The following is a 13,215-nucleotide window of genomic DNA, read 5'->3' on the forward strand; positions in this document are numbered from 1 at the left end:
GCGAGGAGAAGCTGCATGTCCCATACAGAGATACTGGAGAGAAACATACCGTTTGTACCAGTAATGATTGCGATTTTTTTCGGATCCGTTCTCGCGACACTCGGAATGAGTTCGATTAGCGTTGCGTTCCCAATTTTGATGGAACAGTTCCATACCGATTTGACGACTATGCAATGGACGATGACGGGCTACTTACTGGCAACCGGAGTGGTAGCTCCCGTCACCGGTTATCTTGGGGAAAAGATCAGCACCAAGTACCTTTATATCGCTGCGCTTATTGGCTATACGCTGATTTCAGGGCTTAGCGCTTTCGCATGGAATGTTGAATCGTTAATTGCGTTTCGAATTGCGCAGGGGATATTTGGCGGGATGATCTTGCCAGCCACCATGACGATTCTTTATCAGGTGATTCCCCGAGAAAAACAGGCGTTCGCGCTCAGCATGTGGACCTTATCGACGATGCTTTCGCCCGCGTTCGGACCTCTGTTGGCTGGCTGGTTGATTGGAATGTTCGAATGGAAATGGCTGTTTCTCATGGACATTCCGTTTGGCATTGCGGCAGTTGCAGTCGCTTGGCGGCTTATTCCCTATTACAAACTGAATACACCGAAAACGTTCGATTTGCCCGGCTTGGTTACCGTAATTTTGAGCAGCGGCTCCATCCTGATCGCCTTCAGTGAAGCGCATGCATGGGGATGGAGCTCGTGGAGAACGCTGTTGCTGCTCGCTTTCGGCTTCCTGATGCTCGGGTGCTTTATTCGGAGAGAATTAATGATCCGCGAACCACTTTTGAATTTGAAGGTATTTGTCAACAAGAAATATACCGTTAGTCTTGCCATTCTGGCCGTTATTACGCTCAACTTGTATTCTGGCGCCTACTTGATACCAGTGTTCCTGCAGAACATTCAGGGGGCATCCGCACTGGAGGCTGGTTTGATTTTGCTTCCGGCCACACTTGCGATGGCAGGCGTGATGCCGCTCGTCGGCAAGCTGTATATGAAGGTTGCTCCGCAGTGGCTCATCGTTTCCGGGCTATTCTTGATCGCGGTTGGAACGCTAGCAATAGGACGTTTGGATGTGAACGTTTCGCACGGATATATCGTTATGTGGCTAACTATTCGCTATATTGGGCTTTCGTTAACGATCATGCCGCTTACTAATGTCGGTATGGAGGCCATCCCGCGTGAGCTGTCCGGTCACGCCTCATCGGTGAATAACTGGATCCGCCAAGTATTCGGTTCCTTTTCAATCGCGTTGTTTACTTCACTTATTGCATCAAGATTGACCGTACACAACCAAGCACTTGGTTTAGATGGGGCTGCGGAAGCCCAGCGAAAGCTGCTGAAGGCGGAAGCCTTCACCATGAGCTCCAATGACGTGTACATCGTGGCGACAATGATCGTGTTAGTCGGCCTTCCTCTCGTTTGGATGCTTTACAAAGGCAAAACTCGGAAAGCAAATCTCGCGAACAGTAAGCTTCGGCACGTCCAAAATTTAACGCAAAAGGAGCAGTTAAAATGAACATTTCAATTGGCGTTAATTTATTTTCAGTATTCCAAGCACTAAACAACGACTATTTCGGCACCCTGGAAAAGGTAGCTTCAGCAGGCTATACCAATGTGGAATTAATCACCACCAATTTTATGACAGGCGTCAGATACAGTGATACCTTCCCTTTGCAAACCATCAAAAATAAGCTGGATGAACTTGGGCTTAAGCCCATAGCTGCCCATGAACGACTGGATCAAGATGCCGAGAATTGGAATCAGTTAATTCAAGAAAATGCTGAACTTGGATGTAAAGCGATTGTATTGCCATCCGCTTGGATCAAAAATCGTGAAGATACATTGAAAACCGCTGAACAGTTGAATGCGATCGGAAAAAAATGCAAGGAAAGTGGTTTGCAATTTTACTTTCATAATCACTTCCATGAATTCAAAAGATGGGGGGGCACGACTTTATACGACGTTTTAGTTGAAAATACGGATCCAGCATATGTCAAATTTGAGTTGGATTTGGTATGGGTTATGCGCGCGGGTTTAGATCCTATGGCTGTTCTTGAGAAATTAGGCAGCCGATGCGATATCGTCCATCAGAAAGATTTAAATAAAGAGGTCCTTCATCTAAACGTATTTGACGCTCTCCAGCCAGGTGATGAAGATTTGGATATGATGCAGCTATATCGCGGAAAAGGATACATACAAGCAGGTGACTTTGTGGATCTTGGAACCGGTGTAATTGATTTTAAAGCTACCTACGATAAATTAAAAGAATTGGGTACTATCAAGTATGCCTTTGTTGAAAATGAAGGTATAAGCGACGATAAATTTACAAGTATAGCGAATGATTTAAAAGTTTTGCAAAAGGTTGTTTAGAACCGCCAAATGACAAATTAGCTTTTAAGGAGTGTGTTGTTCGATCATGTCAACAGCTAAATTGAAAATTGGAATTATAGGCTGCGGCGGTATTGCCAACCAGAAGCATATGCCTTCATTAGCGAAGCTTACCCATCTGGGCGTAATGGTAGCTTTCTGTGACATCGTGGAAGAGCGAGCTGTGAAAGCAGCAAAGGAATTTGGAACGGAGCAGGCGAGAGTTTACACTGACTATTGGGAATTATTGCAAGATGAGTCAATTGACGTTATTCATGTGTTGACCCCCAATCTTCAGCATTCCTTCATAACGGTGGCTGCGCTGGAGGCAGGTAAACATGTCATGTGCGAAAAGCCAATGGCTATCAACTCTATTGAAGCTAAAAAAATGTTAGAGGCAAGCAAGAAGACAGGCAGAAAATTAACGATCGGTTACCAAAATAGGTTCAGAGACGATTCGCAGGTATTGTACAAAGCATGCCGCCATGGTGAGTTCGGCGATATTTATCTTGCCAAAGCCCATGCCCTTCGCAGACGCGGAGTTCCAACCTGGGGCGTTTTTACTGACAAAGAGCAGCAAGGTGGCGGACCGTTGATCGACATTGGCACGCATGCGCTAGATTTATCTCTTTGGTTCATGGACAACTACAAGCCGAAATCAGTGACAGGATCTGTATTCCATAAATTAGCGGATAAGTTTGAAGGCAACATGTTCGGTCCATGGGATCCGAAATCTTATGAGGTAGAAGATTCGGCCTTCGGATTTATTAAAATGGAAAATGGTGCAACGATATTCCTGGAATGTGCTTGGGCGTTGAATATAACGGATACGAGAGAAGCCATGACGACCCTATGTGGAACAGAGGGCGGAGCGGAAATGAAAGGCAGTCCTGCTATTGGTAAAGGGGAATTGGTTTTCAACAGCGCAAAGTATGGAAAGTTAGTCGAAACCAATGCTACGACAGGCGGAGGTATCGCATATTTCGACGCAAGTGTTGAAGATCCAGGTGTTAAAGAGGCTAGACAATGGCTGGAAAGCATTCTCAATGACACTGAGCCCCTTGTCAAACCAGAGCAAGCTTTTGTTGTTACCCAGATTTTAGAAGCTATCTATGAATCGGCAAGAACAGGTAAAACGGTTGAATTTGAATAGTTGTTGATCGTCTTTGTGTTGAATTAATTTTCGCTCCTAGTGTAACTTCACTGAGGGGCGATTTTTTTTATAATTGTTGCGATTAGTGCGGAAATTTACGTTGCTTCGTATTCGGTTAGAGGCCAGGTATAGCTTGAAACATTTCTACGGACTGATTTTTTTATCAAAGACCGAATCTTATAACAGCTGGAAGATCCCTTTACAGATATTGGCGAAAGAAATCACAATGCTAAGAGGTTAGAATAATAGTAAGGTGATTTTAAATAAAAGGAGTATTTTTGTGAAAAGCATTCAAAGCCGTTTATTGATCATGCTGCTTGTTTTTATTATCCTACCGTATTTTTTGTCCATGCTATTGATTTATAGGCAAACGAAAGAGAATGTGGAACGGCATGAGCTTGAGAACAGCCGCGAACAAATTGGGCAGGCGTCCGAAGACCTGGAGCAATACTTTAATGATATCGTTAATCTCCCGTATATTTTATACCGAAATCCTGACTTGTTCATGATTTTCGAAAAAGGCTTCGAAGGGTCTCTTTATTTCAATCAGCTTGAAATCTATAAAGGCATGACAACCTTTTATCTGATGAGAAACGAAATTAGGCAGGTTCGGTTATACATTGAGGAAGGAAAAAACTCGTTTACGGTTTATAATGCGATGATAAGTTCCCGTAAGCGGCAGCCGGATTTATTGAAACAAGCCTCTATTCAGAAGCTAATAAACTCTGATTCGAACTTTCTAATCGAACCGCCACATCAGATTGAAAATTATAACAATACAGCAATTATGCCCCCATCTGACAAAACGATGGTATTGACGATTCATCACAAAATCTTGGATGCCCTTTCGAAAGAATTTCTCGGCATCATCACGATTGACATCGATTCGGATAAATTTTCTCGCATATCTAATCATTTTCTTCAAAAAAATAAAGAATCCGTATTGCTTTCCGATTCGGACGGTTATGTCATCTATGCAAGCGATGAAGCCATGATAGGGAAGGCTGTTCCGGCAGAATTACAAAAGAAAATCAATCAGTCGGCTGCAGGCGCACAGTTTTCGAATGGCGATATTATCTTTTCCAAAACGTTGTCGGAACCGTTAAATCAATGGCACTTTGTTAAGATAACCTCAAGCAAATTCTTATTTAATGATGTGAGGAAAACCGCCTACAAGAACATTATCGTCGGTGTAATCGTGGGAATTCTGGGCTTAATCATGATAGCCATCATATCATATAAGATTACTCGTCCGATTAAGCTGCTTAGCCGGAAAGTACTGAGCATTGAAGGCGGGAACATGAATGCTCCGTTTGACGATAAGAGGGAAGATGAAATCGGCAATCTGGAGAGGCATATCAAGGAAATGATGAACCGGATTAATCGTCACATCGACCGTGAGTACAAGCTGGAGATTGAGAACAGGAAGAATCAGCACAGAGCGCTAAAGTCGCAGATTAATCCTCACTTTTTATACAACTCCCTTCAATCCATTGGTGCGGTTGCCCTATTCACCGAATCTCCGAAAGTATACCAATTGGTAGTCTCCTTATCCAAAATGATGCGGTACTCTATTCGTGTGGATCAAAAGGCCACAGTTCGGAGTGAAGTAGATTATGTAAGAGCGTATTTGAACCTTCAAGAGGAGCGTTTTCAAACCGATTTTAGCTATTCCATCGACATCCCCAAGGACATTCTTGATATTTCAGTTCCGAGTATGATTTTGCAGCCACTCGTTGAAAACTTCTTTAAACATTGTTATGAAGAGGGATACGAACAAGCCCACTTGCGTATTTACGGTGAAATACGAGCAGAATATTTGAATCTGGTTGTAGAAAATAACGGCCGCAGTATGACGGATGATGAGCTGACGGCATTAAAAAATAAAATCTACGCGCCGGTATGCGAAGAAAACAACTCGCCCCAGCATATCGGTTTGAAAAATATTCATGATCGCTTGGTTCTTAATTATGATCCGACAGCGGGAATCCTACTTGATTCTTTGCAGGGACAAGGGTTTTCCGTTCAGCTGATGATTCCACTCTACCTTAAGGAGGAATGACGTAATGAAAGCTCTTATCGTGGATGATGAGTCTAATGTAAGGAAAATTATTCGTTTTATGGGACAGTGGCAGAAACATGGGATTACCGACATTTTGGAAGCCAGAAATGGTGAAGAGGCAAAGGCGTTAATTGATCTGGAAAGTCCGGAGATCATCATGACAGACGTGAAAATGCCCAAAAAGAACGGGATTGAGTTGATGGAGTGGTTGGATGCCAATTCCTACCCGGGAAAAGTGATATTGATTACAGGGTTTGATGACTATTCCTTCATGCGTAAAGCGATTAAGCACGGCAGCTTCGATTATTTGTTGAAGCCTATCGAAAATGAAATGCTAAATGAAACACTCGCGGGAGCGGTAGAATCCTGGAAAAAAGAAGAGGAAGAACGCAGCATTGTAGAGCCGGGCGTCTATGAAGAGGCTAAGAAGCTTCGCTTAAACAAGGGGGTTACCGCGGCATGTAACGGGGAACTTTTTGATTCTGAAGAAATAGCCATGTCTCTTCCGCAAGCGGACGCATACGATCTTACCTTGATTTATTTTTACCAAACCCATCATTCGGAGCCCTACCTCCAGCATTTGACGGATGAGCTGGTTACTCGGGAGTGGGGGAATGCCTATGCTCTTCAGAACGACCCTAATGTCTGTGTGATACTTTCTGTTCACGGTCAATTCTTCCCGGTAGAGGAATGGATTACCCAGCATATTGATATTCCCGTTCGTCTGGTTTGCGGCCTCCCACTGACATCGCTTCAAGAGCTCCCGCAATCTTTTCAATCTGCGCAAAGGGCAATGGCTGAGCAAAATTTCAGAGCCATACACCGTTTGACGGATTTGGATGATGCCAGGCGCATGCATGATATTGTTGCTTTTGTAAATGAACATTATATGCAAGAGTTAAGTTTGGACAAACTTTCAAACCGATTCTTCCTGAGCCGCGAACATATCTCGCGACGATTTAAGCAAGAAAACGGGATGACCCTCTCCAACTACATTATTCAGCTAAGAATAAAACAAGCTAAACAGTGGTTAAGCCAAACAGACGAGAAAATGTACTCGATTGCATTAAAGCTCGGGTACCAGGATGAAACTTACTTTTCGAAATTGTTTAAACGAATTGTTGGCATGACGCCTCTTGAATATCGAAATATGGAGGGAAACCGGGAAATAACGGAATTGGGATTACTTCATTAAAGTTGTAAATGAAACGAGGGGGTATCATGATAATCAAGGTTTTTCAATGTGCTTTAGCCGGGTTGCTAACCCTAGCGCTTTCTTCTTGCTGGGCGGACAATCGTTCGGTGAAGAAAATAGATACAATCAGTGCTGATCAGAAAATCACTTTAGAGGTACTGAATCCCAAAGTAGAAATTTCCACAGAGTTTGAGCAGATGGTAAAGGAATACGAGAAAGAAAATCCGAATGTTAAGATGAATATTTTAACCTTTGGCGGAGGGGCAAATTATCTTGCCGAATTGAAAGCAAGATTTGCAGCAAATAAAGGTCCCGATATCTTTCCTAACGGTGGTTACGAAGAAGCGTTGTCATGGAAAAGGTATTTGGAGGATTTGTCCGATCAGCCGTGGGTGAAAAATGTGGTTGATGAGGCGCTTAAGCCGATGAAGATGGACGGGAAAATTTACGGGATGCCTATAAATTTGGAAGGCTACGGCTTTATCTATAATAAGGATTTATTCGCTAAAGCCGGTATCCACACCCTGCCAAAAACGCTTACCGAATTAAAGGAAGCGGCGGAAAAGCTGCATTCCACTGGTATTACCCCCTTTGCAGTCGGTTATTCAGATAGTTGGTTTTTCATTCTCATGATGAATATTGCTTTTGCCCAGCAGGACGACCCGGACGCTTTTATTCAAGCTTTGAACGAAGGGACGCAAACCATCGTAGGGAACAAAAAGTTCGAAGATCTGACTCGAATGCTGGATTTGACCGTTCAATACGGCAATAAAGATTTTCTGACGACCGACTATAATACCGAAGTCTCTTTGTTTGCAACCGGCCAAGCGGCGATCCTTAAACAAGGGAATTGGGCTCAATCTAAGATTGATCAAATAACGCCGAATATGAATATCGGTTTCTTACCTATTCCTATAAATGATGATGCCAGAAACGATGCCTTGGCGGTGGGCGTATCCAATAACTGGGTCGTAAATAAAGAATCTTCGCCGGAGAAAAAGAAAGAAGCAAAGAAATTCTTGAACTGGATGGTTTCCTCGGAACAAGGCAAAACCTTTATGAAGGAACAATTCCATTTTATTTCTGCGTTTAAAAATATAGAGACGGACCGTTCGGGACCGCTCGTGGACGATATTATTCGTTACTCAAAGGAGAAGAAAACATTGTCCTGGAACTGGTTTAAATTTCCTTCGAGGGCTAGAGAAGAGTTCGGCTATGCTATGCAAGCTTATGTAGGCAAACAGCTTAACCGTGTCCAATTGCTTCAGGAGTTCCAAAAATCCTGGAAAAAGGCTGAACAGAAATAATTGGTTGGCATACATATTAGATAAATAACCCTTTCACCTCTGATGCTTAGTATCAAGGCGGTAAGGGTTATTTTGTGCTTGTAAAGCTCGTCTAGTTGAATCAATATAAGCCTGTAAATCTATCAATGTACGACATGTTCATAACTTTCCCTTTGCCTTAAACTTTAAATTGTGGAGAGAAAAAAACAAAAAGTAGACAAGGAGTTGTTAGATTATGAACATCAAGAAATTTGTTAAACGAGCAACAACAGTAAGTTTGACTACAGCCATGCTGGTAGGAGGTGGTGCTCAAGCATTTGCGAAAGAGAAAGACAATACGGATTACAAAGAAAACTATGGCTTTTCCCACATTACTCGCGCTGATATGCTGAAAATACCTGAACAACAAAAGAATACACAATTTCAAGCACCTCAATTCGATGCATCAACAATAAAAAATATTCCTTCGGCAAAAGGTTATGATGAGCAAGGCAACTTGATCGATATCGATGTTTGGGATAGCTGGCCGCTGCAAAACGCGGATGGAACAGTAGCAAATTATAATGGCTACAATATCGTATTTGCTTTAGCAGGAGACCCTAAAAGAGGATGGGACACCTTTGTCTACATGTTTTATCAAAAAGTAGGAGATACTTCTATTGATAGCTGGAAAAATGCAGGAAGAGTATTTAAGGATAGCGATAAATTCGTTCCTAACGATCCTTTTCTCAAATATCAAGCAGAAGAATGGTCAGGCTCCGCAACCTTAACATCGGATGGAAAAGTTCGCTTATTCTATACTGATCGTCAGGGTTGGGATCCCAATCACGGATTTTATGGTAAACAAACCTTAACAACAGCCCAAGTAAATGTATCTCAACCAGATAAAAGTACGCTTAAAATTGATGGCGTCGAGGATCTCAAATCGATTTTTGATGGCGGAGACGGCAAAATTTATCAAAATGTTATGCAAGGAATCGAAGCGGAGAACTATTCGGATAATCATACATTAAGAGACCCTCACTATGTGGAAGACAATGGTCATAAATACCTTGTTTTCGAAGCTAACACAGGGACGGAAGTTGGTTATCAAGGAGAGGCATCGCTCTTCAACAAAGCTTTTTACGGCGCAAACACGCATTTCTTCCAGGATGAAAAAAATAAATTGCTGCAGGGTCCTAAAAAACGTGCTGCTGAGTTAGCGAATGGCGCATTGGGTATTATTGAATTGAACGATGATTATACGTTGAAAAAAGTCATGAAACCGTTAATTGCATCGAATACTGTAACAGATGAAATCGAACGTGCCAACGTATTTAAAATGAATGGCAAATGGTATTTGTTCACAGATTCCAGGGGTTCCAAAATGACGATTGATGGAATCGGGGCGAATGATGTATACATGTTAGGTTATGTGTCCGATTCCTTAACTGGAACATACAAACCGTTAAATGACAGCGGACTTGTATTAAACATGAATCTTGATCCTAAAGATCTTACCTGGACTTATTCTCACTTTGCAGTACCGCAAGCTGATGGTAAAAATGTGGTTATCACAAGCTACATGACAAACAGAGGTTTATTTGCAGACCACAAATCTACTTTTGCTCCGAGTTTCTTGCTGAACATTAGTGGTTCAAAAACTTCTGTTGTGGGTGATAGTATCCTAGCACAAGGGCAATTAACGACTGATACGAAGTAGCTTAACAAAAATAACGTAAACATCCTCAATAAAGCAAAGAAAATGCCGATGTAAATCGGCATTTTCTTTTTTACAAAAGGGAATAAACAGCAGCTCAGCGAGGAGGGATCGACTTGAACTATACAACAAATCATAAGAAAGCAGCAAAACGAATAGGTGTAATTATGATTTGTTTCATTATTTTGATGACGATAGGGTTAGTGGTTCATTATTCAGAAAGCAATAAGAAGAACGAAATCATCGATTCAGTTATACCAACGTATCGAGCTAGCTATCATTTCACTACGCCCGACAAATGGAAAAACGACCCTCAGCGGCCGATATATTTCGATGGAAAGTATCATTACTATTATCTCTATAATCATAATTATCCGAACGGAAATGGAACCGAGTGGCGGCATGCGACAACAACGGATTTGGTGCATTGGAAAGATGAAGGGGTGGCCATTCCTAAATATACGAATAAAAATGGTGATCCATGGTCGGGATCAGTCGTCGTGGATGACACCAATTCAGCAGGCTTTGGAAAAGGTGCTCTTGTGGCGATAGTCACACAGCCGTCTGCAGAAGGCGGGAAGCAGGAACAATATCTTTGGTACAGTACAGACAAAGGAAAAACGTTTACTTCTTATCGTGACGATCCCATTATTGCAAATCCTGGTACTAAAGATTTTAGAGACCCGAAAATCATCTGGGATCATCAGATTAATAAGTGGGTGATGGCAATGGCGGAAGGGACGAAAATTGGTTTTTATGAGTCTCCGAATTTAAAAGATTGGCAATATACGGGTGGTTTTATGACACAAAATATCGGCATTGTGGAGTGTCCTGATCTTTATTTGATGCGTGCGAATGACGGGATTTATAAATGGATTCTTGGTGTCAGCGCAAATGGTAAGTCGGCAGGTCAACCAAACACTTATGCCTATTGGACTGGACACTTTAATGGCAAGGAATTTATTCCTGATCAAAGTGACCCTCTGTGGTTAGATTACGGCTTTGATTGGTATGGTGCTGTCACGTTTGAAGAAGGGAAAGACAGCGATAAATACAATCATCGATATGCTTTAGCCTGGATGAATAATTGGGATTATCCCCATAATACGCCAACGCTTCAAGAAGGGTTTAACGGAACAGATTCGATTGTTCGTCAAATTAACTTAACACATGATGGCGATACGTATCGTTTGGTTTCACAACCCATTGAAGCATTGAATCAATTGACAATTACAACGGATTCGTTGAAACAAATAGTGGTTAATGGCTCTAAAACTCTTCCTATAACGGGTGATGCTTACCAGCTTGAGACAGATATATCGTGGTCAGAGATCAAGAATGTCGGATTAAGACTTCGAGAATCAACAGACAAAAACCGTCATGTAGATGTCGGAGTGTTTATAGAAAGCCAGTATGCTTATGTCAATAGAGCTTTTACAGGGCAGCCCGACAAGAGTGGTAAATATTTTGAAAGCAGGTCACCTTTTGATGTGAATAAGAAAAACGTTCACTTAAAAATTCTCGTCGATAAAACAAGCATTGAAGTCTTTATGGAAGATGGAACCATCGTTTTTTCCAATGAAATTTTCCCGGAATTAAACGAGCAAGGAATTACTCTTTTTTCTGAAGGCGGCACCGCGATCTTTAATAATGTTGTAATCAAGCACTTCAACTAGCCAAAGAAGATTATCTCATTAAGGGCTGCGTAAATCGCAGTTACGGGTATCTTTGTATGTTTATGGTGGTTCGATGAAGGTATAACTCTTGGAACCTAAGGCGAAAATGAATGGTATTATATGGCATACTTGGTGAGGCTATCGGATGAACAGACTTTTACAGCGATTTGCCCGGAAATATAATGAGGGCTCACAACAGGATACTCAAGTAAAAAGCAAACAAATCGAATCCCTTTCCAATAGCTTACAGGAAAATATCAAGAATTTATCTGCGTTAACCGGTAACAGCTCAGATGTTGTCATCCGTACATTTCAAGGGGCTAATAGTTTACCTATGGCTATTGTTTATATAAGCGGTTTAACCGATACTGTGGTCATTAACGATCACATCATGAATCCGATCATGTCCGATGCAGAAGTAAATGAAGCTCAACAGAGAAATTCATCCGATTCTTTGACGGTTATTAAAGACCAAATTCTTACTGTTAGTTCCACAAAAACGGTGAGTAATATAGATGAACTCATGTCTTCTTTATACAACGGGTCTACCGTTATTCTCGCTGAGGGCTGGGATCAAGGCATTTCCGCAAGTTCAGCTAAATGGATGCAAAGGGGGGTAGAGGAGCCCTCGTCTCAATCTGTTATTCGCGGACCCAAAGATGGATTCACCGAGGATATCAGCACGAACGTAGCCTTACTCCGGCGCAGAATCAAAAGTCCGAATCTATGGAAAATCGACAGGCGAATCGGAACGGTGACCCAAACAGACGTTAGTGTTATGTATCTGAAAGGAACCGCCAATGATTTAGTCGTGAATGAAGTGCTTCAAAGACTGGATCGCATCGAAATAGACGGCATACTGGAAAGTGGCTATTTGGAAGAATTTATTCAGGATCAAACCTTTACCCCGTTTCCAACAATTATTAACACGGAACGTCCCGACACGGTTGCGGGTTCTATCTTGGATGGGCAGGTTGCTGTTCTGGTGGATGGAACACCCTTTGTTCTGGTGCTGCCGATCACCTTTCTCAAGTTCTTTGTGGCCAGCGAAGACTATTATCAAAGATTCGATATTTCTTCAGTTTTGCGAATTTTGCGCTTCTTTGCATTTACCACTTCTATGATACTGCCCTCCTTATATATTGCAATTACGACTTTTCATCAAGAAATGTTACCGACAACTCTCTTGGTCAGTCTTGCTGCACAAAGGGAAGGAATTCCTTTTCCAGCATTCTTTGAAGCTTTATTGATGGAGTTAACATTTGAGGTGTTAAGGGAAGCAGGGGTTCGAATGCCTAGAGCCATCGGTTCTGCAATTTCCATCGTTGGAGCTCTTGTTTTAGGACAGGCAGCAGTTGAAGCTGGGCTAGTCTCGGCAGCCATGGTGATCGTGGTAGCCTTTACGGCGATCTCTAGCTTCGTCGTTCCGGCTTTTAATATCTCAATTGCCGCCCGGTTGATTCGGTTTATACTGATGGTTCTTGCCGGAGTTTTAGGTTTGTTCGGAATTATGTCGGGGCTTTTTTTTCTATTGCTCCATATGTTGTCTCTACGCTCTTTCGGAGTTCCTTACATGGCACCCATAGCACCTTTTATACCAAGCAACTTAAAAGATACGGTGATCAGGGTGCCTTGGTGGATGATGGTAACCAGACCGCGTCTATTTGCTAAGAATAATTATGTGCGCCAAAAAGTAAACTTACGTCCGGAGCCCTCAGATAAGGAGAAAGAAAAGTAATTGTCTCTCATTCATACGGGGAGGGAAACGGACA

Annotated in this window: 9 protein-coding genes; all 9 read left to right on the forward strand. The window is 42.2% G+C overall.

Translation table 11 applies throughout. The features are described from left to right. Window positions 1-15: 15 nt before the first annotated feature. The 9 genes from ACSQ8P_RS11460 (at window position 16) to ACSQ8P_RS11500 (ending at window position 13,181) form a co-directional block, all read left to right on the forward strand. A complete protein-coding gene (locus ACSQ8P_RS11460; protein ID WP_436235283.1) occupies window positions 16-1,521 on the forward strand; it encodes a DHA2 family efflux MFS transporter permease subunit in 1,506 nt (501 codons plus the stop codon). Further along, window positions 1,518-2,375, forward strand: a complete 858-nt coding sequence (locus tag ACSQ8P_RS11465; RefSeq protein ID WP_436235284.1) for a sugar phosphate isomerase/epimerase family protein — start codon at window positions 1,518-1,520, stop codon at window positions 2,373-2,375. Before ACSQ8P_RS11460 ends, ACSQ8P_RS11465 begins: the two co-directional genes overlap by 4 nt. A 46-nt stretch (window positions 2,376-2,421) precedes the next feature. Next, window positions 2,422-3,525: a Gfo/Idh/MocA family protein gene (locus tag ACSQ8P_RS11470; protein ID WP_436235285.1), complete on the forward strand. Its 1,104-nt coding sequence runs from the start codon at window positions 2,422-2,424 to the stop codon at window positions 3,523-3,525. A 280-nt stretch (window positions 3,526-3,805) separates the two neighbouring features. Further along, window positions 3,806-5,587, forward strand: a complete 1,782-nt coding sequence (locus ACSQ8P_RS11475) for a sensor histidine kinase (RefSeq protein ID WP_436235286.1) — start codon at window positions 3,806-3,808, stop codon at window positions 5,585-5,587. A 4-nt stretch (window positions 5,588-5,591) separates the two neighbouring features. Continuing rightward, window positions 5,592-6,782 (forward strand): response regulator transcription factor, encoded by a 1,191-nt coding sequence (locus ACSQ8P_RS11480; RefSeq protein ID WP_436235287.1) that lies wholly within the window; start codon window positions 5,592-5,594, stop codon window positions 6,780-6,782. A 26-nt stretch (window positions 6,783-6,808) separates the two neighbouring features. Further along, window positions 6,809-8,089 (forward strand): ABC transporter substrate-binding protein, encoded by a 1,281-nt coding sequence (locus ACSQ8P_RS11485; protein WP_436235288.1) that lies wholly within the window; start codon window positions 6,809-6,811, stop codon window positions 8,087-8,089. Window positions 8,090-8,303: 214 nt separating this feature from the next. Continuing rightward, window positions 8,304-9,770 (forward strand): glycoside hydrolase family 68 protein, encoded by a 1,467-nt coding sequence (locus ACSQ8P_RS11490; protein WP_436235289.1) that lies wholly within the window; start codon window positions 8,304-8,306, stop codon window positions 9,768-9,770. Window positions 9,771-9,934: 164 nt separating this feature from the next. Then, window positions 9,935-11,443, forward strand: a complete 1,509-nt coding sequence (locus ACSQ8P_RS11495) for a glycoside hydrolase family 32 protein (RefSeq protein ID WP_436239506.1) — start codon at window positions 9,935-9,937, stop codon at window positions 11,441-11,443. A gap of 145 nt (window positions 11,444-11,588) precedes the next feature. Then, on the forward strand, window positions 11,589-13,181 hold the full coding sequence (locus tag ACSQ8P_RS11500; RefSeq protein ID WP_436235290.1) for a spore germination protein: 1,593 nt from the start codon (window positions 11,589-11,591) through the stop codon (window positions 13,179-13,181). Window positions 13,182-13,215: the final 34 nt, after the last annotated feature.

The sequence above is a fragment of the Paenibacillus sp. LjRoot153 genome (assembly GCF_964253085.1).
Taxonomy (GTDB): Bacteria; Bacillota; Bacilli; order Paenibacillales; family NBRC-103111; genus Paenibacillus_E.